Consider the following 24,100-nt stretch of genomic DNA (forward strand, 5'->3'; position numbering starts at 1 on the left):
GACGATTCCGGATTTCTCCGAAAGCAGGACTCGAACCTGCAATCCCAATCCCCTGCGGAAGTAACCCATTACTACGGCACCTGGCATTGTTAACACAGGGTAACAAATTGAATAGGATGGTCTACAATGAAAATGAAGTATCCCAGTCAAACGACACCTGTATATTTTTGAACATCGCCTTTCGCGATGTTTTTTGTTTTTGGAAGATATAACAACAGCAGGGCAAAAGGGCGCAACAGGATAATATGGATCTGCCCCCGGATTTCTCCGCTGCAGACTGCCTGCGTCCTGCCATTAGACGATCCGTGATTGCTCACGGAGCAGGAATCGAACCTGCGTATCAAACCTGGAAACGAAGTAGCCCGTCGCTACGGCACCTGCTGTTGTTATATCAGGGTAACTATTATGATAGGATGAGGTTTCATTGACAGTGAAGTATCCCATCATGACGACACCTGATAATTTGGATAACATAACAACAAGGCGATAAAATTAACAGGACTTTTTTTCTGATGTTTACCACTTACTACCCCGGGATGTGCTCACCGGGAGCAGGATTCGAACCTGCGCTTTCAGACTTGGATAGAAGTAACCCGTTGTGACGGCACCTGTTGTTATGTTATTGTATGTGTTGCCCGGACAGGAGTCGAACCTGTATTTTCATTGCTGAACAGTATGGCTGTAAATACGCTTCCCTACTAACGTTGAAGTGTTCGGTGCACTGTAAATTCTGATCATGGCAGGGCGTACTTGCCACGATATGTTCCATACACTCCGCGGTGTAGCATTTTACCGCAGCTTTGTCCGTCTTAAGCTACCGGGCCGGTAGGGCAGCGCGCCCTTTCAGCGCGCTGCGTTTTTTATGTAGTTAACAAAAACGGATGATTAAAGGGTTATACTATGGATGTGTTCCAGTGCGGTCTGTCCATTTTCTATGGCTTCCACCACATCGAATACTTTATCGCTCCAGCCACTGATCAGATATACATCATTTTGACGTGTATCCACCGGCGTTGTACCCAGCCCTTTCAGGTCAAAGAGGTACAGTTTGGCTTTGGGTGCTACCCGTTGTTTATAGGTGGCCCAGCTCTGGGCGAACGTGTTGTCGGTACCGTCGCTGTTCCACAGCTGGCAGTCGGTGAAGAGCATGATCTTATCGGCCACGTAGGCACGTTTGATCAGGTCTTCTATCACCAGGTAACCGTTGGTGGAGTAACCTACTTCTCCTTCTCTTTTGTAGAACGCGTCCACATTGGCAAGGATACTGTTACCCGGCAGCGCTACGGTTTTCCAGGTGTTTCCGAACATGCCGCTTACCACGTTTTTGCATTTATGCTGCAATAACATACCGAGCATCAGGCCGATGTCGTAGCCTTTGATTTTGCTGCGGGCAGACAGCGGGAACTGCATGGACCCGGACACGTCGCAGGCGACTACCACGCGGGTATTGACATCGAAACCTTTCAGGTGTTCCACGCTGGTTTTGACAGCGGTTTCCAGGGCCTGCATCAGTTGACCGGTAAGGCCGTGCGGTACTTCCTGCAGCTCGCGGTAGGCCGCGAGGTATCGGAACGGCAACTGTTTGGATTTCAATACAGCTGTCGGATTGGTCAGGTGTTCACACACCATGCTGATGTACACCGGGCTGATGTCGGCCTGCAGCATATTGCGCAGGTTACGCATGGTAGCCATGTATCCCAGCTGCTTGCTGGTGATCAGTTCTTCCCAGGCTTCCCGCATCGCTGCTTTTTTAGCGGCTTCGGAAGTGAAGGAACGCTGGCCAACGGCCGACAGGGTGGTTTCCCATGTATAGGGCACGGACAGGGTGTTGTTGACGATTTTGTTGAACACTTCCTGCTGTGTTTCGTTCTTTGCTTTCGGGTGTACCAGGAACAACGCGTCTCTCAGGGAGATGGCTGTTTTACGGTTGTATTTTGCAAACTGGTATTCATCGAAGTGGTTGAATGCCAAGGCCAGTCCCTTCTGTACCTGTTTGCTCAGCCTGTTCAGCTTTTTTACTTCCGTACGTTTGTTGGCCATGGTATAATAGGCCAGCATTTCCGTGATTTCATCCGCACGTTGTATTACACGCGCCACTGTTTTACCCACCAGCGCATTACCGTTGAAGCGTTTAGCCATTTCTACGGCCAATACCATCGGGATGCTGCGCAGATACATTTTTTCGCGGGCATAAACGGCCAGTCTGGCTACGAAGGCCGGATCGTTCTGGTCCATCAGGGTGCAGATACGAGTCAGCCTGTCACTGGCTCCTTCATAGAACTGGTCATTCAGCGATGCTGTCACCACGCTGGTGTACAGTTCCATTTCCGGGGTCATTTTGTACGCCGGTCCGCCTGCATGATTGGTTACCTTCTGGCTGCCTTTAGTGAAAAGATTGAATTTCATATCATTTTGTATTACTGTGTGATTGATGATACAAAGATGTCCCCCTATATGCGCAGTCTTTTTGCGCAGGTCCATTTTTTATTTATTTTTATTAAAATTTTTTCCGGATGCCTGTTAACCGTAACGCATTAATAAGATACAAGACCATTGATACCTGCCTTCGAAACCGCCGCCGGCGCTGGACTTTACAGAATCTGATCGATAAAGTATCGGACGCCCTGTATGACTATGAAGGCATGGAAAAAGGCATCAGCCGCCGTACCATACAGGCGGACATCCAGATGATGCGCAGTGATAAGTTGGGCTACAACGCCCCTATTATTATTGTAGAGAAGAAATATTACACCTACGAAGACGCTGATTATAGCATTACCAATATCCCGCTGAGCGAACATGACCTCACCCGTATGACAGAAGCCGTGGAAGTACTGAAGCAGTTCAAAGGCTTCTCGCATTTCCAGCACCTGAACGATGTGGTGCAGAAACTGGAGGGGCATGTGTACTCCTCTTCCCATGACCAGCGGACCATCATCGACTTCGAAAAAAATGAGCACCTGCGTGGACTGTCGCATCTCGGCACGATCTACGACGCTATCGTCCGGGAACAGACAATGCTGATAAAGTATCAGTCGTTTCGTGCTAAATCAGCCACTGATATGCATCTTCATGCATGGTGGCTGAAAGAATTCAAGAATCGATGGTTCGTGATAGGGACAAAAAATACTTCCCCCGGCATTATTACCCTGGCGCTGGACAGGATCATGTCACTGAAGGTTGATGACACCGAACCATACCGTCCTAACCTGGACGGGCACACGCCGGAGGACTACTATCAGCATGCCATCGGGCCTACTGTAGCCCGGGTAAGACCGCAGAAGGTGACTATTCTGATAACACCGGAGCACGCCCCTTATGTACTCACCAAACCGCTGCATCACAGCCAGCAGGTGGTGTCTGAAGGCGAGGAGGGAACAGTGATCACCATTGTGGTGGAGCATAATTTTGAACTGGAACGGGAGATTCTCGGATTTGCTGACGGCATGAAGGTGTTGGGCCCGGAGAAGTTGCGTAGGAGTATCCAATGGAAACTACGACGCGCAGCAGATACCTACGACATTCAGGAAGAATAAAGAAACAGCCGGCTTAACAAGATAAGCCGGCTGTAATTTTTTGCTGAATTCCAGTCTGTTGTTTAGTTTTTATACACTCTCACGTAATCTACTTCCATTGTTCCTTTGGTGAAGGCCGGGTCAATAGCGCCACCAAATGTTCCGCCCATGGCGAAATTGAGCAGGATAAAGAAATGATGGTTGAAAGGCAGGCCGGCAGCGTTGTTAAAAGTGAAATAGAGTTTATCATCCACATACCAGCGGAGCTGTTTGGGCGACCAGTCCAGCGTATATTTATGGAATGCGCCGGTTTCGTTGGCTACCATGGTACTGCCGCCGTCCGCATTACCGCCGGCATGGTCAGGATGATGCACCGTACCATATATTTTCTGTGGTTCGTTGCCTTTGTGCTCCATGATATCTATTTCCCCGCAGGCAGGCCACCCTGCTGTAGCGATATTGCTGCCCAGCATCCAGATGGCAGGCCAGGTACCGCCACCTACCGGCAGTTTAGCGCTTACTTCCACGCGGCCATAAGTGAAATCAAATTTGCCTTTGGTCAGCAGCCGGGCCGACGTGTACTCCTTGCCGTTATAGCTCTCTTTCTGCGCCGTGATTTTCAGCGTACCATTAGAGATGGTAGCATTCTGCGGGCGATCGGTGTAATACTGTGCTTCCGCATTGCCCCAGCCGTTGTCGCCGTTACCAATGTCGTAGCCCCATTTTTTCGGGTCGGGCACCCCGTCCTGATTAAATTCATCAGACCATAACAGGGCGGTAGACACCGGCACTGCTACAGACACCGATTTGACCACGGTAAGGCCGTCAGCGCTTTTAGCGGTAACCTGTACGGTATAGGTATTGGTACCGGGCGTGTTATAGGTATAACTCGTACTGCCGTTGGCGGTAGTTCTGATATAGCCGTTGCCGAAGTCGTAGTCATAACTCACCGCATGGTCTGCTGTTGCAGTGAAGATCACCGTCCCGCTGCTGTCTGTGCTCACGGTCGTGTTGACGACCAGATTCAGCGGCGCCACCTTTTCTGCCGGCTTGTTGTCGTTTGATTTTCCACAGCTGCTCAGGGCCACGAGCAGCGCCATCATCATTCCGGTTACATGTTTCATAAGCTATTGTATTGCGATTAGTTTAACATACCATGCACCAGGGTCCTGGACGCAGCGTAGCGTCATGTGCGTGTCTGTCCTTTCCAGCACCTGATATTTGTGTACTCCCAGATATAAGCCGAGATGACCTTTCACCGGGAAAGTGATGAACTCTTCGGTAGCGCTGCCGTCGTATCCGAATGTTTCCGTATAGTCGGCGGCTGTAGGCCCGGCAAGGGTATAGTCACCGGTGCCTGTCAGCGATGGGTCAAAGTCTTTGAGATACTCTTTTTTGCCGAACAGGTCGTTGTGGGTAGTGTGGGTGAACACGTTGCCGTTAGCACTGAAAGTATAGATGTCATCATAGATACCGAGACCATCTTTTTCGTTTGGCGCAGCGGCCCACCATGCCGGCGTAAATACGTCGGCGGAAGATACGCCCAGGTGGCCGGGCGCATCTTTGTCGACGCGCCATTTTTTAGTGCCGTTGTTCGTTAACATGCTGACCAGCTCCGGGTTGGGTGTGAAGGCGCGGTATATCTCCACTTCTACGGTATTGGTGCTGGTGATGCCGGCTTTACCGGAGGCATATACGATGATCGTGAATTTTTTAATACCGGTGTGTTTGTACGTATACGTATAGGCGTTCACGGTACTGGTCTTAGGTGTTTGTCCGTCGCCGAAATCCACTTTGTAGTTGTAGGCATGTTCGGCGTTGATGCTCAACTGTATCGTGCCCGTGCCGTCGCCATTGGGATGGGTAGCGTCTTTCCCGTTGATGGTGAGCGTGAGCGCAGGTTTGCCCGGTGTGGTGAGGTCACCGAATTTATAGTCGTCTTTGTTGCAGCTGCCGGCCAACAGGAGCGCGGTGGCGAACAGGAACGTTAGTTTAATATACTGGATCATACGTGGTGCGCAATTAGTTGGTTAATACGATGTCATCGAACAGGATGGTGTAGTTTTGGCTGCCATCGCCCTGTGTGCCATTGTCCAGGAAGAACAGGATGTTCTGCAGTTTCTTGCTGTTGTCCATGATTTTACCGCTGAAGTCGAAGGTCAGTTCTTCCCAGGTGTTGGCTTGTGTGGTAACGGCTTCTGTGTTTTCCATGAAGGAGTTGTCGCCGTTTCTTTCCAGCTGTAGCAGCACGCGCAGGCCGGGGCGCCAGGAGTATATTTTCACTTTGAACTTTTTGTTGGTGGTGAAATCCATCGGGCTGCTCATGACGATGTAGTTGCCAGCCCAGGTCTGGTCTTTTGTTTTGATGATTTTACCTACGGTGGCGCTGGTATTGATACCGCCTGCATAGGGGTTGGGGATGACGGTAGTAACGCTGCCGCCGAAATCGCCCCAGGCGTAGTTGACATCCGGTTGTTCAAATGTCATCGGCAGGGTGAGCGCATTATAGATCGTCACATCTTTGGTGGCGGCGGTGATGGCGGCGCCTCCGCTGAGGGCTTCCACCTTCACCTGGTACTTACCGGCCCTGGCGTAGGTATGTGTAACACTGGCACCTTCAGCGATCAATACTGGTACTTCATTGGCCGCATCGCCGAAGTACACTTTGTATCCTCCGGTCGCAAACAACGCTTTAGCCGACACTGTAAGATCATGCAGGCTGGCGTTGGCCGTGATGGTCAGGCTTTCAGGTGCCCGGAATGTTACAACAAGTTGTTTGGTGGTCTCGGCCTTCTGGCCGGTGATACCGCTGGCCACTACTTTCACCGGATAGGTACCTTCCTTATAGATGTGGGTGGTATTTTGTCCGGGAAGCACCCGTACCGGGTCGGTGGTGGCATCTCCAAAATAAATATCATAGGCGGTAGCGCCGGCGCTGTTAGGCGTAATGGAGACAAGGCCGGAGTTATCGTCGGTAATTTTAAAATTGATGGCTTCGTCGGTAGGCGCGGTACCTGTTTTCAGGAAGTCCGTATCGTCGAAGTTGTCTTTGTTGCAACTACTGCCCAGCGCGAGGAGCAGCAGGAGCGGTATATACGAAAGTTTGTTCATGCTGTTGGAGTTTGGTGGTTAGTAACCCGGGTTTTGTTGCAACTGTGAGATCTCTATTTCCCGCTGGGGGATAGGGAACAATTCATTCTTTCCTGCTTTGAAACCGGTGATGATGGTGGCAGCGCGGCCGGTGCGTACCAGATCAAAGAAACGGTCGCCTTCCATGGCCAGTTCCAGCCGGCGTTCATCCCAGATGGCCTGTCTCAGGGCTGTTCCGGAGGTGGCAACATCGTGTAGGTTGTCGCGGAAAGCGCGGCGGCGAACACGATTGAGGTAATCGCGGGCTTTGGCATCATTGGGCGTGGTGGCGCGGTTGTTGGCCTCTGCGGCCAGCAGCAGCACCTCTGCAAAACGGAGGGTGCGGTAGTTATTGAGATAGTTGAGTTCCGTCTGACCGGAAGTTTCTCCTTTACGCGGCAGGTATTTCTGGTTATACAGTCCTGTGTTTTTATAGGGAGCGGCCTGATAGGTGATAGTAAATTCCGGATGTGCTGTCTTATAGGCTTCAATGTCCAGGACGGTAACGTCTTTCCGTTGATCGCCGGCAGCATAGGCTTTGGCCAGCTCCTGGGTGGGCAGGTTAGTGCTCCATCCGGGGGCATAGGGACTGGTGCCGGTAAGGCCGCGAATACCGCATTGCTGTACGGCATAGTTGCCCTGGCCGCGGGTAGCAGCGCCCCAGTTCCAGTAAGGGAAAAGATTGGAATACTGGATTTCAAACACGGCTTCAGGTCCGTTCTCACCAGACTGTACGAAGATGTCCGCAAAGTTAGGCACCAGTGTAAAAGGACCGTTGGCCACATTTTCCAGGATGGAGGCAGCGGCATCGAATTTATTTTCGTAGATCAGCACTTTACCCAGCAATGCCTGTGCAGCGTATTTAGTAACCCGGCCTGCCTGTGGGTTGGAGTTAGGCAGTACGGCGATGGCGGCATTCAGGTCTTTTTCTATCTGTGCGTACACATCTGCTTTGGGAGATCTTTGCAGCTTCCGGGAGTCGGAAAGGTTTAATCGTCTTTCAAAAAACAGGGGTACATCTCCGAAAAATTTCACCAGCGTAAAATAGTAGTACGCACGTAGGAAATATACTTCTCCGTAAAGCGCTTCTTTGTTGGTGAAATTAATGGGGTTGCCGGAGATATTTTTGTCTTTGTACTGGGTGAGATAATTGGCGCGGTTGATACCTTCGTAGGCTGATTTCCAGATCTCGGTGAGATAATCGTTGGCCGGTGTATACGTATAGTCATCGATCTGTTGCAGGCCCAGCACGTCGGAGGCGTTTTCGCCGCCGGTAACGGCGTTGTCGGAAGCAATGTCGCCAATGGGAACGGTCTGGTTGAGCCATTGCAGCGGAGCGTATACGCTGATCACCATCGTGTTGTAATCATCGGACGACTGGAGGTAGTCTTTTTCGGTAACGAGAAAATCTTCATGCGCGTCATAGTCTACCCACTTCTTGCAGGAAGGGAGCAGCGTCAGGGTTACGAGCAATCCGGTTATATGCAGTAAGTTCTTCATGTTGTTGTTTTTTTACAGTTTGAAATCAACGCCTACAGACCATGTTCTGGCTTGCGGGTATGCGCCGCGGTCCACACCGGTGTTCATGATGAAACCGGATATTTCAGGATCGTAACCGGAATACTTCGTGAAGGTGAAAGCGTTTTTCACCTGTACGTATACGTGTACCTGTGAGAAGCCTGCCCGCTGGAAGAAAGTAGTCGGCAGCGTATAGCCGAGCAGGATATTTTTGATTTTCACGAAAGAGCCGTCTTCCACGTAGCGGTCGGATGCGCGGATGTTGCTATTGGCGTCGGTGAAAGAGTAGCGGGGATGGCGGGCGTCGTTGGTGCTGCCGGGGCCGGTCCATCTGTCCAGTACATCGCGGAATTTGTTGGTGTAGTTGGCGTTTCTTTCATAGGCGCGATAAACGTCGTTGCCTACCGAAGCGTAGGTGAATACATTGAGATCAAATTTTTTATAGGAGAGTGACAGGTTCCATCCGAGCGTGAATTTCGGGAAAGGGTTGCCGATTTCGGTTTTGTCTTTATCGTTGATAACGCCGTCGCCGTTTACATCCACGAAGCGGATGTCACCGGGCTGGGCGCCGTCTTGCCTGGGGGCTTTGGCGATTTCGTCGGTGGTCTGGAACAGGCCGGCGGTTTGGTAACCGTAAAAATAGCCGGGCGCTTTTCCTTTTTCAAAGCGGGTCACATTCTGAGACACGCCGTTGAAGTAGCCGCCGCCCTGTATGAAGGCGGTGCCGTCTTCGTTGGTGGCCGTTACAATATTGCGGGCAGTCGTGAAATTGAGGTTGGTGTTCAGTTTCAGGTCACGACCGATATTTTCATTATAACCTACCGTCAGTTCCACGCCACTGCTGCGGGTGGAGCCGATGTTGGACTCCGGTACCTGTGCAGTGCCCAGATACAGCGATGGTTCGGATACAAACAGCAGGCCTTTTACTTCTTTCCTGAAATAATCTGCTGACACGGAGAATTTGCTATTGTAGAAGGTGGCATCGAAGCCGGCGTTGAACTGTGTCTGTTTCTCCCAGGACATGCCGGGATTAGCATAAGAAGCCACGGTGGAACCAGGAAGGAACGTGTTGCCAAACGTATAGCCGTTGTTGTTACCATCGGAATAGTTAGGGCCGCCGGTAACGATTTTAACGGGGGATGGTTTTACGTTCTCGTTGCCTACCGTACCATAGCTGCCTCTGATTTTCAGGAAGCTGATAAAATTTGACCGGAAGAAGTCTTCCTGTGAGGCCACCCATCCGGCGGAGCCGGAGAAGAAGTTGGCATACGGGTTATTTAAGCCAAAGGCATAGGAGCCGTCCCTTCTGGCGGTAAAGGAAGCCAGGTATTTGTCTTTATAGTCGTAATTGATCCTGCCAAAGTACGACAGGTTACGCCGGAAGGAGTAATAGTTGCTGTTCGTGCGGGCGTTGAGGTTAGGCGCCACGTCGCCGCGCGGGTCGCGTACCTGCGTGGCCACCCCGTTGATCACCGTATCGCGGAAATAGATCACGCCGGCGGTATTATTGCCGGTGGCGGCGCTGAGGTCGGCGAAAGCCCAGGAGTTGAAAGGCACGTCCTGTGCGGTAGCGGTGATACCGTTGGCGGTGGTTTTATAGATAGTGCCGCCGGCTACCACATCAAAGTGGTGATCTTTCTTCACGTTAAAGGTATAGTTGGCGAAAGCCTCGGCGGTGAAACTGAAGTTACCTTCTTTGGTTTGGGAGACGTTGTTATGTGAACTGGAGGAAATACCGCCCAGTCCATTTTTGATGACTACCGGCGTACCATCGGCCGTCATGGTGTTTTCCACGTTGAGCGGGCCATAGAACACCAGCGGGGTGAAGGTTTTGCCGGTATTGTCCCAGTTGGTGTAGCCGAAGCGGCCGGTCAGTTTCAGGTCTTTGATTACTTCATATTGCAGTTCTGCTTTACCATACAGTTTGTTACCGTTGTTTTGGTTGTAGGTGTTTTCCAGTTTGGTAAGCGGGTTGAAGATCTCGGACAGCAGCAGGTTACTGAAGCTGTATTTGCCGGTGGTGTTGGGAACATTATTGTATACGGGCACGGTAGGGTCGAAGTTGAGTGCGCTACCGATGATGGAATTGAACGAGTTTTCCTGTATCCCTTTGCTTTTGATGTTAACGAAGCTGGTATTCAGGATGAACTTCAGTTTGCGGGTGATGTCTACGGAGACGTTGGCGGTAACGTTGATCCTTTTGAAATTGGACTTGTTGCCGCCGCCGGTGATACCATCCTGAGCGAGGTATCCGGCAGACAGGAAGTAAGTCATCCGGTCGCTGCCACCGCGGGAGCTGGCGTTGTAGCTCATGATGGGGGCGGAGTGGAAGATCTCTTTCTGCCAGTTGGTGCCTGCGCCTAACTTAGCCAGGTCGGGGAAGATGATATTGCCGCCAGAGGCAACGCTGCCTTCATTAATAATGGCGCCATATTCCGCCGCGTTCAGCACCGGGATGGTTTTCAGCACTTCCTGTATGCCGTAGTTGGCGTTGATGGTGAGGTCGGGCTTCTGGTTCTTTTTGCCACCGCGGGTGGTGACAACAATCACGCCGTTGCCGCCTTTAACGCCATAGATAGCGGTGGTAGCGGCGTCTTTCAGTACGTTGATCGATTCGATGTCGGCGGCATTGAGGGCGTTGAGGTCGTCGAGCGACTGCATGGCGCCATCGATGATCACCAGGGGATCGGTGCCGGTATAGGAGGGAATGCCTCTTATCAGTACCGTAGGTTTGGCGCCGGGGGAACCGCTCTGGATCACATTCACGCCGGACGCGCGGCCTTGCAGGGCTTCTTCCGGCCTTACCGGCCGAAGGGCAGCGATATCGTTACCTTTTACCGTAGATACCGCTCCCGACACCTTCGTTACTTTCTGGGTACCATACCCTACAACGAGTATTTCGTTCAGGTCACTGGGAGACGTTTGTAATCTGATGTGCAGCGGCGCTGCGGTGATGGTGACTTCCTGCTGTACAAATCCGATGGCGGATACGTGCAGGATTTTTTCGCCCTGGAGCACATTGATACGGAAGGTGCCATCGGCATTGGCGGCAACTGCCGTCTTACTATTGCGGGACACCACCGATGCCCCGGGGATCGCTTCCCCTTTTTCATCTGTTACTTTGCCGGTAACAGGGATGTGCTGCGCCCATGACATATTGGCAAAAAACAACAGTACAGGCATCAGCATGCATGGAAGAAATTTTTTCATACGTGAGTTCAGTTTTTACAGTTTCATACGGGAGGGTGTCCGGTAATGATGCTGATCTTTCGTTTCAATTTTTTTGAAGATTCCGTTTTGATTTTAGTTGACAGGGATGTTGTTCCGGATGCAGTAAAATTATAGGAAGCACTTTTCTGCCCAAACAAAACGGCTACATCTCTACTACATCACAAATCTTCAAAAGATTGATTTTCAATAAATATTGACTACATCATTACTACATCATCCGAATTGTATATCTTCATTTCATGAGAATATGGTGCTTGCTTATCCTGATATGCCTATGCACGTTGACCTGTGCCGGACAAAACACTATAGGGCTACCGCAGATCATCAATTACAATAAGAGTGACTTTAAAGCAGGGACACAAACCTGGGATATCCGGCAAGACAGCAGGGGCATGATGTACTTCGCCAATAATGAAGGGATGCTGACCTATGACGGCAGTCACTGGAACGTATATCCGTTACCGAATAAAACCATTGTGCGTGCCCTGGCGATGGACAGCAACGACCGGGTATATGCCGGTGGCCAGGATGAGATAGGGTATTTTGAAAGAGGGGCCAATGGGGTGCTGACCTATACTTCTTTGAAAAAATTGCTGCCAAAATCGCAGAACAGGTTCGCGGACATCTGGCGGATAGAGCTCTTCGGAGAGTCGGTTTTTTTCCAGGCATCGGACCGGCTCATGGAATTTCGTAACAACAGTATTAAAGTATACTCTACCACCAGCGAGTGGATGTACCTCCGGAAGGTGGGCAATAAATTATATGCACAGGACAAAGCAAACGGTCTGCTGCAACTGGACCGCCATGAGTGGGTACCGCTCCATACCAGGCAGCCGCTCAATAATGTACTGATATCAGGTATGATGGAGATAGGCCCCGACAGCCTGTTGATTACCACACAAACAGATGGACTTTTTCTCATCGGCCCGGATGGCAGTCTGCAAAAGCAGGACAGCCGTTTGCCGGCAGGCGTTAATCTTTCCGTATGTACCCGCATCAATGCCGGAGAGCTGGTAGCGGCTACCACGGCGGAAGGCTGTCTGGTGATGGACTTCGCCGGACGTATTGTGCAGAAGATCTCCCGGACAGAAGGGCTGCAGAACAATAATGTGCTCAGTGTCTTCCTGGATAAAGACAATAACCTGTGGGCAGGATTAAATAACGGGATCAGTTTTATCGCTTATAATGCAGCTATTAAATACATCAATCCCAGTAAGACCAACGAGGTATCGGGTTATTCTGCCCGGATCTTTAAGGGACAGTTGTATCTCGCCACCTCCGACGGCGCTTATTATGTGCCGCTGTCGGGCAGTGGCGACCTGAGTTTTTCCAAAGGAGATTTTGTGCGGATGGCTGGCAGTCAGCATGAAGTATGGCGGTTTGATGAGGTGAACGGCCACCTGCTGATAGGGCAGCATATTGGTTGTTTTGAAGTAGCAGAGCATCTGAGCAAGCCGCTGGCATATGGGCCGGGCACCTGGCTCTTTAAGCCGATGACGGCTGTGTATCCCGCCGCCGAAGTATTGGCCGGTACCTACGCCGGCGTGCGGATGCTGGGGTTTGAACAGGGGCGTTTTGTGGACCGGGGCATGGTACAAGGGTTACAGGAGTCCATCCGTTTTCTGGAGATAGACAACAATAACATGATATGGGCCTCGCATCCGTACCGGGGCGTATACCAGCTACAGCTGTCGGCCGATCGTAAAACGCTCGCTGCTCATTTGTTTACCGACAGTGCGGGGCTGCCATCAGCGCTGAATAATTTTGTGTTTAAAGTAAAGAACCGGGTGGTGTTTGGTACCGCGAAGGGGGTATACGAATTTGATGCAGCTACCGGGAAGTTTGTCCCTTCTGCTTTCCTGCAGCCTGTTTTCGGCACCATGGACATCCGTTATCTGAATGAAGATACGGATGGTAACCTCTGGTTCTGTAGCGGTAAAAAGATCGGGGTAGTGGATTTTCGCCGGTCGTCGGGAGGAAAGCCTTTTACCATCACCTATATTCCTGAGCTGGATGGGAAGATCTTACTCGGATTTGAGAACATCTATCCTTTTAATAAAGAGAATATTTTCATCGGGTCTGAGAAAGGCATGATCCACCTGAACTATGAAAAGTATACGGGCAACCAGCAGCAGGTGCGTATTATGATGGGGCAGGTGCGGGCACTGGGTAAATCAGACAGCCTGATTTTTGGCGGTTACTTTAACCGTACTGCCACGGGCTATGTGCAGGAAGAGAAAGAAGCGCCGGCGTTGCCTAAAAGTTATAACTCTTTCCATTTCGAATATAGTTCCCCGGCTTATGGGTTGCAGAACAATATAGAGTACAGCTATCAGCTGGAAGGGTATGATGGGCGCTGGTCTGCCTGGTCGTCGAGACCGGAAAAGGATTATACCAACTTACCTGACGGCCAATATGTGTTTAAAGTGAAGGCCAGGGATAATCTGGGGCATGAATCTGTGGAGTTGCGTTATCAGTTCAGTGTGAAGCCGGCATGGTATAAAACCGTATGGGCGTACCTGTTATACAGCCTGTTGCTGGCGGGGTTGTTATACCTGTTATATCGCTGGCAGGAGCGTAACCTGGCCGTGCAGCAGCGTAAGTTTGACGAAGAGCAGGCCAGGCTGAAATACATTCATCAGCTGGAGTTGGAGAAGAATGAAAAGGAGATCATTGAATTGCAGAATGAGAAACTGGCCAATGAAATCCGCTTTAAGAACAATGCACTGGCCGACGCCTCGTTGCATCTGGTGGAGAAAGGAGATGCGCTGGTGAAGGTAAAGGATATTCTGGCCAGTGTGTATAAGAAGAATGACAATAACCCTGAGATCCGCAATGCGTTGCTGTTGCTGAATGATGTAGAAAAGAACAATGCCAACTGGGAGCAGTTTGCCTCTCACTTTGATGAGATCAATAATAATTTTCTGAAGAAGCTGAAGGACCGTTATCCGGTGTTGACCAATACCGATCTGAAGTTGTGTGCTTATTTACAGCTGAAGCTGTCCAGCAAGGAGATCGCGCAGCTGATGGCGATATCCGTGCGTGGCGTAGAGATCAAGCGTTACCGGTTGCGTAAGAAGCTGAACCTGCCTACCGAACAGCAGATGACTGATTTCTTTCACACTATCTAGCAATTTCACGCAAAGAAAAATTAAAAGACCTACCGTGTTTTGTAAGAGCGCAAAGGAGCGAAGATCGCAGTTTGTCGATTATACTAAGCCTATGGCTAAATGTTGTTTTTAACAAACTGCGATCTTCGCTCCTTTGCGCTCTTACAAGTTATGATGGGCCTTTGCTGCTTTGCGTGAACATAAAACGTTTTACCTGCTTTTACGTTTTAGCTGATTTTTACGAGCTGATTTTTGCTTTTTTCTGATACAGAATTAACATTTTCATAATAACTTCACGCATTTTTTTGATAATTATATCGAACTAATTAAAATTTTCATGGAAGTTCTTGTTTAGTTTTAGAAAGTTTGGCTATCTTGAACCGGAATTAAGAGATTCGCTGATTCACTTGTTATAAAATCGAGACCAGACAAATATTATCAATCAAAATGGTGTCTGACCGCCAAGAATTATTCAAGAAGACAATACTGAAACACCTTTACTTCAACAAGGAGTTATCCTGTACCGACCTGACGCAGTTGACCGGCAGAAGTTTGCCGCATACAACGAAAGCGCTGAACGAATTGGTGAAGGAAGGGTTAGTGATAGAGTCGGGATATGCGATATCTACAGGAGGGCGTCGTCCGCAGGTATATTCTGTACGACAGGACTATCTGTATATATTATCGGTGGCGATGGACCAGTTCATGACCAGCATTTGTATTCTGGACATGAGCAACCGGATGGTTGGTGAGGAGCATGTATTGGAGCTATCATTATCAGCGCACCCTGATGGGATTTCAATCCTGGGGCAGGAATTAAAAAAGGTGATAGCAGTATCTGGTATTCCCAAAGAAAAATTTGCAGGTATTGGTATTGGTATGCCGGGTTTTGTGGATGTGACAAAGGGTGTCAATTATTCTTTCTTTGACATACCGGCGAAGAGCATTCATGAATATCTGGAGATGGTGACCGGGGTACCGGTGATGATTGACAATGATTCGAGCCTGATAGCATTGGCGGAGTGGAAGCTGGGCGAAGCCCGTCAGCGGCAGCACGCGCTGGTGATCAATATTGGTTGGGGCATAGGACTGGGGATGGTGTTAAATGGTAGTCTTTTCCGTGGTGAGAACGGATTTGCCGGTGAGTTCAGTCACATTCCTTTGTTCACCAACAATAAGATATGCAGTTGTGGAAAAATGGGCTGTCTGGAAACAGAGACCTCACTTTCCGTGATCGCAGAAAAAGCGATTGCCGGTATTCAGGCCGGAAGAACCACGGTGATGAAAGGCTTGTCTATGGAAAACAGAATTGCCACGTATCATCAGATAATGGACGCCGCTATTAAGGGCGACAAATACGCCGTAGAATTATTATCGGAAGCAGGATATCATATCGGCAGGGGGATCGCTATACTGATTCATTTATTTAACCCCAAGCTGGTGATTTTGAGCGGCAGAGGCACAAAAGCAGGAAAGCTTTGGTTAGCGCCGGTTCAGCATGCATTGAATGAGCATTGTATTCCAAAAATCGCGGAAAATGTAGAAATAAAAATTTCGTCCCTGGGATATGCTGCAGAAAGACTGGGAGCAGCAGCACTTGTTATGGAAAATTTGGATAGGGGCCAACTAAGAGGATAATACAAAAATTTTAAAGCATCAATCAAAAGGATAAACAGCACTGCCTGGGCTGTACAAGGCTTCGTGTGCTGTAACTGTAACAGTAACGTGTCATCATTTATTATTTAAATTCAAAATTTACCGCAATGAAAAGGTGGTTAGGCTTTGCGCTGCTGGCTTGTCTGGTAGCCCTTTGCTGTCAAAGCGCTTATGCGCAGGAGAAAAAATGGGTATCCGGTACCCTGAAGGATGGCTCCGGCGCCCCTATAATCTATGCAACCATTGTTGAAAAGGGTACCACCAATGGTGCTACTTCCAACGAAAAAGGTGCTTTCCGCGTACAGGTAGGCCCCAATGCTACCCTGGTCATCACAAGTGTAGGATTCACCAAACTGGAAGTGCCTGCCAACGGTAACCTGGACCTGGTCATGCAGGATAATTCCAAAGGTTTAAATGAAGTGGTGGTAACCGCTTTAGGCATCAGCCGTGAGAAAAAATCACTCGGCTATTCTATGCAGGAAGTAAAAGCTAACACACTGGTGGAAGCGCATGAAACCAACATCACCAACGCACTGACAGGCGTGGTGGCTGGTTTGCAGGTAACCCGCGCCAGCGGCGGTCCTGCTGCATCTTCTAAAATCAACCTGCGTGGTAACACTTCCCTGAATGGTAAGAACCAGCCGCTGATCGTAGTAGATGGCGTACCTATCGATAACTCCACCGGCGTTGGTACCGATGGTACCAATGACTACTGGAACCCTTCCCTGGACATGGGTAACGGTTTGTCTGACCTGAATGCCAATGACATCGCCAGCGTTTCTGTGCTGAAAGGCCCCGCCGCTGCTGCATTGTATGGTAGCCGTGCCGGTGATGGCGTACTCCTCATCACTACCAAAACAGGCAGAAAGAATTCCGGTGTTGGTATTACGGTTTCCTCTTCTCTGGGCGTGGAAACTTTCTTCACTCGTCCTGACAGACAAAAAACTTTCGGACAAGGTGCTAACGGCGTGTTCAACCCGATCGACGGCAACAGCTGGGGCCCGAAAATCGAAGGCCAGGAAGTGACCAACTGGGCCAACAAAAAAGAAAACATGCGTTACTTCGATAACGTCAATGCTTTCTATGGCACTGGTATCAACCACAATCAAAATATCTCTTTCCAGCAACAGCTGGATAAAACGGCTGTATTCACCTCACTGAATTATCTGAATGATAAAAGCATGATCCCGGGCGCTAAACTCTCCCGCGTGAACGTGACCAGCAGGATCACCAGCAAGTATGGCGCAAAAGACCGTCTGTCTACAGACTTCAAAGTGCAATACTCCAATACCAACGCAGTAAACAGGCCTGCTACCGGCTCCAATGCCCGTAACTACGCCACATTGCTGTACACCATGCCTGTTTCCATGGACATCACCCAGTTCAAAGATCCGCTGAACGAATTCGGTAAAATGCGCTGGTATTCCAATGGTAGCGACATCAACCCTTACTGGGCCACCAAATACCTGCAAAACCAGGATATCCGTAACCGTTTCATCCTGAACGGCGCCGTGAAATATCAGTTCACCGACTGGTTGAACGCTGAAGTAAAAGCAGGTGGTGATATGTATACCACCAACACAGAAACTAAAACATATGCCGGCAGCCCTGCCGCTACCAATGGTGGTTACAGCACCGGTAAATTCACTTTCTCTGAGCTGAACTACAGCGCATTGGTGACTGCTAAGAAAGATAATCTGGTAGGTAAACTGAGCGGTAATGTCAGCGTGGGCGGTAACCTGATGAAACAGAAATCTTCCCGCCTGGCCAGCAGCGCTGGCAACCTCGTGGTACCGAACCTGTTTTCCATCAACAACGCAGAAGGTAACCCGGGTATCGTTGACCAGGTGTCTGAGCAACGTATCAACTCCCTGTATGCTACTGCCGGTGTGAACTGGGACAGCTACCTGTTCCTCGATGTTACCGGTCGTAACGACTGGTCTTCTACCCTGAGCCCTGAAAACCGCTCTTTCTTCTATCCGTCTGTGAGCCTGTCTTACCTGTTTACAGAACATATCAAAACACTGCCGTCCTGGTTGAGCTATGGTAAACTGAGAGCTTCCTACGCCGCTGTAGGTAACAGCTTGCCTGCTTATCAACTGTACAACAACTACGTGATCGGTAAAGATCCTAATGGTAACATTACTGCTTCCCGCGATAAGATTTTCTTCGACAAAACGGTGAAAAGTGAGTTGATCAAATCTCATGAGTTTGGCGCAGAATTCCGTTTTGTGGACAACCGCTTCGGACTTGATTTCACGTACTACAAATCCAATGCGACCAATCAGTTAATCGATTTACCAATGGACCCTGCCAGCGGTTACAGCAAACGTAAGATCAACGCCGGTAACATCCAGAACAGTGGTTTTGAGATCATGGCGGATGCCAAAATCCTGACCAGAGAGAAAGGACTGCTGTGGAACATCTCCGGTAACGTATCTATCAACCGCAACAAGATCATCGACATCAGCCATGCAGAAGGTGTAGACATCTATCCGCTGGGTGGTTTTGACGCAGTATCCATCCTGGCTAAAACAGGTTCCCTGTATGGTGATATCTATGGTTCTCAGTTAAAACGTGTAAAAGACGAAAAAAGCCAGTACTACGGTCAACTGATACTGACAGCTGATGGCCGTCCGCAGATCGACGGTACCAACGTATATCTGGGCAACCAGGGCGCTAAAGCGCTGGTGGGCGTGACCAATACCTTTGCTTACAGAAACTTCACCCTTGGCTTCCTGATCGATGCCCGCATTGGTGGTGAAATGTACTCCGTAACGCAACTGATGATGCAGAAAAGTGGTACCGCAGCCGTAACGGCGCCAGGTGGAGAAAGAAATGATCTGGTAGTGCCCGGTGTTATCGATAACGGTAACGGTACTTATGCAGCCAACAACAAATCCATTACACAGCAGCAATACTGGAAAGCCGTTACCAACGGTAACCTCGGTGCTTCTGATATCAACGTGTACGATGCTACCAGCATCCGTCTCAGAAACGTACAGCTGAACTATAGCGTGCCAAGAAGCGCATTGGGCCGCCTGCCGGTACAGTCCGTGAAAGTAGGCCTGGCCTGCAACAACGTATGGATGATCTCCAGCCATATGCGCGGCCTGGACCCTGAGTCTGTATTCGCGATCGGTTCCAACGCTACCGGCTTTGAAAACGGTGCACCTCCCACCACCCGTACATTCCTGGTGAACCTTAGCCTTAGTTTCTAACCATTAATTTGCAACTGACATGAAAAAAATATTCATAAAATCAGGTTTGGCTTTGGCGGCGTTTTCTATGCTGCTGACCGCCTGCAGTAAATTTGATGATATCAATCAAAACCCAAAGTCAGCCAGTGAAAGCCAGGTGCAGGAAGAATTCCTCATCAACAGCGCTATCATTGCTGCACAGATGGACCCGGATGTGGCCGAACGTTCTTTCGTGCTGTACTGGAAATCCGCTGCCCACCAGGATTTAGATGACGGCTTCACTGCTGGTCAGGTAAATGACGGCTGGAGCTCCGCTTACTACAACCAGGTGACCAGCTGGCTCACCAGCATCAACGCTGCAGTGCAGATGTCAGAAGGGAAAATTCAGAAAGGCGCCGTTAATGAATATACGAACAACCTGTTGCAGGTGGCCCGTATCTGGAGAGCGTACCTGCTGACAGAAATGTCTGATAACTTCGGACCGGTGTCTATCGATGGTTATAAAGGCACTACGCCCACCTTCGCGAGCGTAAAAGACGTGTACTATTTCGCATTGGCCGAATTGAAAGATGCCAGTGCCAAACTGAACCTGGACCTCGCACCTACGGAACCACTGAAAAAGCTGGACCCGTCTTACGGCTATGACTTCAAAAAATGGCAGCGGTACGCTAATTCTATGCGTCTGCGCCTGGCTATGCGTTTGTCTGAAGTAGATGGCGCCAAAGCAAAAACGGAGTTTGAAGCGGCTGTTTCCGGCGATCTGATCACGGACATGAGCCAGACTTTCCAGGTACAGGAAAAACCAGGATGGGATGCACTCACCGGTGTGATGAGCCGCGAGTGGAACGAACAAATTCTCTCCACCACCATGGAAAATATCTATAACGGCCTGGGGGGTGTGAAAACAGCTGATCAGCTGACAGACGCCGTGTATCAGCCTTATATCAGACCTGCTGACTGGGCGGGTTTACAGTTGACAGACCACTTCCCGACTACTTCCAACGATCCGCTGGCAGGTTTCTGGTTTGATGGTTTGCCGCAAACAATCGACCCACGCGCTTACAAGGCGTTTATCCCTGGTGGTGATTTCTCCAATCCTAACTTCTGCCGCTATCCTTCCTGGAACGAATCTGCCTGGAAACAGACCGCCCGTGCGCTGATCAAAAATGGCAAAGACACGGCTAAACTGCTGGATGGGAAAATGGCATGGAACGGTTCTACCGGTGGTGACTGGGGCGATAAAGGCACCAACAACCGTTGGTACTACTGGCCTGCAGCTTCTCCGCGTATGAGCCAGCAGTTCCGCAGCAGCACCAGCAAACGTATCTTCTTTGCTCCGTGGGAAACTTACTTCCTGATGGCGGAAGCCGCTGTTAGAGGATGGAACGTACCAATGGCGGGTAAAGCAGCGTATGAAAAAGCGATCACGCAGAACTTTGAATACTGGAACGTTTCACAGTTCCTGGGCACTTACCTGACTTCTACTGATTTCAATACCGTAGGTACTTCCGTAAGCTGGGACCACGTTGCTGAACCACCAGCTACCCGTACGATGAACTTCAAAAACGGTTACACCGATGCTCCGGGCACCGTTGCCGTTAAATATCCGGTTAACAACCTGTATAAAAATGGCGCAGTGAAAAATGACCTGCTGACCAAGATCATCACGCAGAAGTACATCGCGAACATGCCATGGCTGCCATTGGAGGCCTGGAGTGATCAGCGTAGACTGGGACTGCCTTTCTTCGAAACGCCGAACGTAGAACAACCATTGCCTGGTTTGCCTGCCCTCACCAACAGCAATTATATGACCAGCAGCATCAAGTTCTTCCCGCAGCGTTTGAAATATCCTTCCGTGGTAAGAAATACCAATGCACAGGGATATGATCAGGCTGTGAAAGCGCTGGGTGGTACTGAAGAAGCGACCACGCCGCTGTGGTGGGCTAAACAACAGTAATTATTTGCTTCACCATAACTGTCACGTCAGCCGTTAGTTGGAAACAATTAACGGCTGACTTTTTTTACAGTGCTCCCATTTCTTTGCGGAAGATATCTTCCACCATTTTGATTTCTTTGCTGTAGATAGTTTTTTTACGAGACCCGAAATACAGGGTGTTCTCCACTTTGATATCGCCTGCCCATACTGCTTTCACCTGCCCTGATTTGATCTCATCGCGGCAAAGGAAATCGGGAATGATCGCAAAACCCTCATTGCCGCTCAGGCAACGAACAATGGAACTGATATTAGGTACGATGTAGTTGGGCTTGAAGTCGATGTTCTGCCGAAGGTTCATTTTCCAGAACCGTTTCAGATGGTCCATATCTGCCGCGGTACTATACCACACCTGTTGTTTCAACCAGCTTTCCAGCGCGCCGATTTTAGCCGCTTTTACTTTCTCATCTTTTACTTCGAGCTCTTTCAACAACGTTTTCAGCGGTTTGATATTCGTGCGTTCACCACATACCAGGAGGATTTTCTCGCGGGAGAAAGGTTTGAATTCGAGGTTGGTCTGCTCGCCTTTTTCCGGTGTCACGATCAGGTCCAGCACACCTTTATCGAGGTCATGTATCATTTCCTGATACAGGCCGAATTTCACGATCACATTGAAGGGTAGTGTGGAGATATATCTTTCCAGCGTAAACTGGAACGTTTCAAAGCACATGCCGATGCTGATGGTAGAGCGGCCTTCCCGGCTGCTGCGGTGAAATACCTGTTCCGCCATTTCCAGTCTGCCCATCGGCTCCTGAATGAAGTTGTAGAGTACTTTGGCCCTTTCCGTAGGCACCATTTTCTTCGCGGAGCGATCGAACAGTTTGTAGCCGGTAGCCACCTCCAGTGAGTTGAGATGCAGGCTAACGCCCGGTTGCGAGATATATAACGCCTGCGCTGCCGCAGTAAGGGTACCTTTCTCGTAGATGGTTTTGAAGGTACGTAACCATTCCATATTCAGATTCATAACCTATCATTTTTCTGATACAAAAGTACAACTTAACTTATTTGTATGATGATTTATTTAGTAGGAAATTTGCCTTATCGAATGAACGACCTAAAACAGAAGACAATGCTTTTCACTAAACATACTATCGGAAATATCGTACTGAATAACAGGATCGTGATGCCGCCCATGACCCGTTCCAGGGCTGGCGCCGGCGATGCTGCCACCGATCAGATGGCGGAGTATTACCGTCAGCGCGCCACTGCCGGACTGATCATTACAGAAGGTACGCAGATCAGTCAACAAGGGCAGGGATATGCCTGGACGCCGGGCATTTATACCGCCGCGCAGGTAGCAGGCTGGCGAAAAGTAACGGAAGCGGTACATCGTGAAGGCGGGAGGATATTTGCCCAATTATGGCATGTAGGACGTGTGTCACACGTATCTCTACAACCCGGCGGCGCTGCTCCCGTAGCTCCGTCTGCCATCCTTGCCCAGGGGGTGAGCGTGGTGCTGGATGCCACCGGCGCAGGCCCGGCTGGTGGCGGTTTCCGTAAGGAGCAGCACTCCATGCCCCGTGAGCTGGCCATCCCGGAAATCAAGGCTATCATCAACGATTACGCCGTTGCCGCGGAAAACGCCATAGCTGCCGGATTTGACGGTGTGGAATTGCATGGCGCCAATGGTTATCTGATAGAACAGTTCCTCGACTCACAAACCAACCATCGTACAGATATATATGGTGGTAACCTTGAAAACCGTTTGCGTTTCCTGAAAGAGGTGACAACGGCCGTTGTTGCGGTCATCGGAAAAGACAGGGTGGGCGTGCGTCAGGCGCCGCTCACTACCCTCATGGGCGCAAAAGATGATCATCCGGAAGAAACGTACATCGCTGCTGCCCGGCTGCTCAACGAGATCGGGGTGGCGTATATCCACATTGCGGAAGCCGACTGGGAGGATGCTCCTGTGATGTCTCCCGACTTCAAGGAGGCTTACCGGGAAGCCTTTAAAGGCACCCTGATCTATTCCGGTAAATACAACAAGGCCAGAGCAGAAGAAGCGCTGCAGAAAGGCTGGGCCGACATGGTGGGATTTGGCCGTCCTTTTATCGCTAACCCCGATCTGCCCTACCGCCTGCAACACGATCTGCCACTGAACACACCAGATCCCTCTACTTTCTTCGGAGGTACCGCCAAAGGCTATACGGACTATGCCTGTTGCCCGCAACCTGCCACTGCTTTATCATAAAATATACAAAGGCTGGATATCCTTATCCAGCCTTTTTTTGCGCTTCTTTGCTGCCACTATTTGCGTTATATTTGGATACAACCAATTTTCGTTAATCCAAAATATCGACTCCATGAAAAAATCCCTCATTGCCTGCGCCGCTATTGTATTGTCCCTCAGCGCCGCCACTTCCCGGGCCAGCCATTATGGGCCATCTCCTTTGCCGGTAGCCGCCGGAAAAGCTTTTATCAACATGACCGGTTCTAATACCATTAGTCTGTCTTCCGGCGTGTATGACTACTCCGTTAACCTGTTTGGCCAGCCGCCGGCTTCGGATGCCAGTTGGGTGATTACGCACAACGGTACGGTGGTGGCACGGTACGATGTGAGCCTGATCGTAGATGGGAAAGCGCTCATCTCATTAACGGGGGCTAATTTTGGCAGCACCGGCTCTTTTACGCTGATGCTGGCAGGTACTACCGAAGATGGTTTTGGAATGATTTACGGCTCTAAAGGCATCACGGTGACACCGTAAAGCATGATGGTCAGGTCATGGGCTTCAGCCGGCGACCTGACTG

The 24,100-nt window shown here is 50.0% G+C and carries 14 protein-coding genes; 7 read left to right on the top strand and 7 right to left on the bottom strand.

Going from position 1 to position 24,100, the window contains the following annotated elements; translation table 11 throughout:
• Window positions 1–885: 885 nt before the first annotated feature.
• Window positions 886–2,406: a TROVE domain-containing protein gene (locus tag ICL55_RS25315; protein WP_188102720.1), complete on the bottom strand. Its 1,521-nt coding sequence runs from the start codon at window positions 2,404–2,406 to the stop codon at window positions 886–888.
• A gap of 107 nt (window positions 2,407–2,513) precedes the next feature.
• Here ICL55_RS25315 and ICL55_RS25320 point away from each other — a divergent pair, with 107 nt between their 5' ends.
• On the top strand, window positions 2,514–3,536 hold the full coding sequence (locus ICL55_RS25320; protein ID WP_188102722.1) for a helix-turn-helix transcriptional regulator: 1,023 nt from the start codon (window positions 2,514–2,516) through the stop codon (window positions 3,534–3,536).
• A gap of 62 nt (window positions 3,537–3,598) precedes the next feature.
• On the opposite strand, the gene ICL55_RS25325 is transcribed toward ICL55_RS25320, so the two are convergent.
• From ICL55_RS25325 to ICL55_RS25345, 5 genes are read right to left on the bottom strand one after another with little or no spacing between them, the layout of a single operon-like run.
• A complete protein-coding gene (locus tag ICL55_RS25325) occupies window positions 3,599–4,639 on the bottom strand; it encodes a family 16 glycosylhydrolase (protein ID WP_188102725.1) in 1,041 nt (346 codons plus the stop codon).
• Window positions 4,640–4,642: 3 nt separating this feature from the next.
• Window positions 4,643–5,524, bottom strand: a complete 882-nt coding sequence (locus tag ICL55_RS25330) for a PKD domain-containing protein (RefSeq protein WP_188102726.1) — start codon at window positions 5,522–5,524, stop codon at window positions 4,643–4,645.
• A gap of 13 nt (window positions 5,525–5,537) precedes the next feature.
• Window positions 5,538–6,626, bottom strand: a complete 1,089-nt coding sequence (locus ICL55_RS25335; protein ID WP_188102729.1) for a PKD domain-containing protein — start codon at window positions 6,624–6,626, stop codon at window positions 5,538–5,540.
• An 18-nt stretch (window positions 6,627–6,644) separates the two neighbouring features.
• Window positions 6,645–8,144 (bottom strand): RagB/SusD family nutrient uptake outer membrane protein, encoded by a 1,500-nt coding sequence (locus ICL55_RS25340; protein ID WP_188102730.1) that lies wholly within the window; start codon window positions 8,142–8,144, stop codon window positions 6,645–6,647.
• A gap of 12 nt (window positions 8,145–8,156) precedes the next feature.
• On the bottom strand, window positions 8,157–11,372 hold the full coding sequence (locus ICL55_RS25345) for a SusC/RagA family TonB-linked outer membrane protein (protein ID WP_188102732.1): 3,216 nt from the start codon (window positions 11,370–11,372) through the stop codon (window positions 8,157–8,159).
• Window positions 11,373–11,632: 260 nt separating this feature from the next.
• Between ICL55_RS25345 and ICL55_RS25350 the strand changes: the two genes are divergently transcribed.
• From ICL55_RS25350 to ICL55_RS25365, 4 genes are all read left to right on the top strand, one after another.
• Window positions 11,633–14,524 carry a triple tyrosine motif-containing protein gene (locus ICL55_RS25350; RefSeq protein ID WP_188102734.1) on the top strand — a complete coding sequence of 964 codons (2,892 nt, stop codon included), beginning with the start codon at window positions 11,633–11,635 and terminating at the stop codon, window positions 14,522–14,524.
• Window positions 14,525–14,950: 426 nt separating this feature from the next.
• Complete coding sequence (locus ICL55_RS25355; protein WP_188102736.1) at window positions 14,951–16,141, top strand: ROK family protein; 1,191 nt, start codon at window positions 14,951–14,953, stop codon at window positions 16,139–16,141.
• Window positions 16,142–16,266: 125 nt separating this feature from the next.
• Window positions 16,267–19,380, top strand: coding sequence for a SusC/RagA family TonB-linked outer membrane protein (locus tag ICL55_RS25360; protein ID WP_188102738.1), 3,114 nt, complete (start codon window positions 16,267–16,269; stop codon window positions 19,378–19,380).
• Window positions 19,381–19,399: 19 nt separating this feature from the next.
• Window positions 19,400–21,316, top strand: a complete 1,917-nt coding sequence (locus ICL55_RS25365; RefSeq protein WP_188102740.1) for a SusD/RagB family nutrient-binding outer membrane lipoprotein — start codon at window positions 19,400–19,402, stop codon at window positions 21,314–21,316.
• Window positions 21,317–21,380: 64 nt separating this feature from the next.
• Here the strand turns inward: ICL55_RS25365 and ICL55_RS25370 are convergent, their stop codons facing one another.
• Window positions 21,381–22,316, bottom strand: a complete 936-nt coding sequence (locus ICL55_RS25370; RefSeq protein WP_188102742.1) for a LysR family transcriptional regulator — start codon at window positions 22,314–22,316, stop codon at window positions 21,381–21,383.
• A gap of 105 nt (window positions 22,317–22,421) precedes the next feature.
• Here ICL55_RS25370 and ICL55_RS25375 point away from each other — a divergent pair, with 105 nt between their 5' ends.
• Window positions 22,422–23,543 (top strand): alkene reductase, encoded by a 1,122-nt coding sequence (locus ICL55_RS25375; protein ID WP_188102744.1) that lies wholly within the window; start codon window positions 22,422–22,424, stop codon window positions 23,541–23,543.
• A 112-nt stretch (window positions 23,544–23,655) separates the two neighbouring features.
• Window positions 23,656–24,057, top strand: a complete 402-nt coding sequence (locus ICL55_RS25380; protein WP_188102747.1) for a hypothetical protein — start codon at window positions 23,656–23,658, stop codon at window positions 24,055–24,057.
• Window positions 24,058–24,100 lie beyond the last annotated feature (43 nt).

The sequence above is a fragment of the Chitinophaga varians genome (genome assembly GCF_014529945.1).
Lineage (GTDB): Bacteria > Bacteroidota > Bacteroidia > Chitinophagales > Chitinophagaceae > Chitinophaga > Chitinophaga varians.

What these genes read in the sequence shown, in the direction of transcription:
- ICL55_RS25330 (WP_188102726.1), bottom strand. Translation starts at nt 5,524, where the DNA reads ATGATCCAGTATATTAAACTAACGTTCCTGTTCGCCACCGCGCTCCTG.
- ICL55_RS25360 (WP_188102738.1), top strand. Translation starts at nt 16,267, where the DNA reads ATGAAAAGGTGGTTAGGCTTTGCGCTGCTGGCTTGTCTGGTAGCCCTT.
- ICL55_RS25370 (WP_188102742.1), bottom strand. Translation starts at nt 22,316, where the DNA reads ATGAATCTGAATATGGAATGGTTACGTACCTTCAAAACCATCTACGAG.
- ICL55_RS25340 (WP_188102730.1), bottom strand. Translation starts at nt 8,144, where the DNA reads ATGAAGAACTTACTGCATATAACCGGATTGCTCGTAACCCTGACGCTG.
- ICL55_RS25325 (WP_188102725.1), bottom strand. Translation starts at nt 4,639, where the DNA reads ATGAAACATGTAACCGGAATGATGATGGCGCTGCTCGTGGCCCTGAGC.
- ICL55_RS25375 (WP_188102744.1), top strand. Translation starts at nt 22,422, where the DNA reads ATGCTTTTCACTAAACATACTATCGGAAATATCGTACTGAATAACAGG.
- ICL55_RS25355 (WP_188102736.1), top strand. Translation starts at nt 14,951, where the DNA reads ATGGTGTCTGACCGCCAAGAATTATTCAAGAAGACAATACTGAAACAC.
- ICL55_RS25365 (WP_188102740.1), top strand. Translation starts at nt 19,400, where the DNA reads ATGAAAAAAATATTCATAAAATCAGGTTTGGCTTTGGCGGCGTTTTCT.
- ICL55_RS25345 (WP_188102732.1), bottom strand. Translation starts at nt 11,372, where the DNA reads ATGAAAAAATTTCTTCCATGCATGCTGATGCCTGTACTGTTGTTTTTT.
- ICL55_RS25380 (WP_188102747.1), top strand. Translation starts at nt 23,656, where the DNA reads ATGAAAAAATCCCTCATTGCCTGCGCCGCTATTGTATTGTCCCTCAGC.
- ICL55_RS25350 (WP_188102734.1), top strand. Translation starts at nt 11,633, where the DNA reads ATGAGAATATGGTGCTTGCTTATCCTGATATGCCTATGCACGTTGACC.
- ICL55_RS25315 (WP_188102720.1), bottom strand. Translation starts at nt 2,406, where the DNA reads ATGAAATTCAATCTTTTCACTAAAGGCAGCCAGAAGGTAACCAATCAT.
- ICL55_RS25320 (WP_188102722.1), top strand. Translation starts at nt 2,514, where the DNA reads ATGCCTGTTAACCGTAACGCATTAATAAGATACAAGACCATTGATACC.
- ICL55_RS25335 (WP_188102729.1), bottom strand. Translation starts at nt 6,626, where the DNA reads ATGAACAAACTTTCGTATATACCGCTCCTGCTGCTCCTCGCGCTGGGC.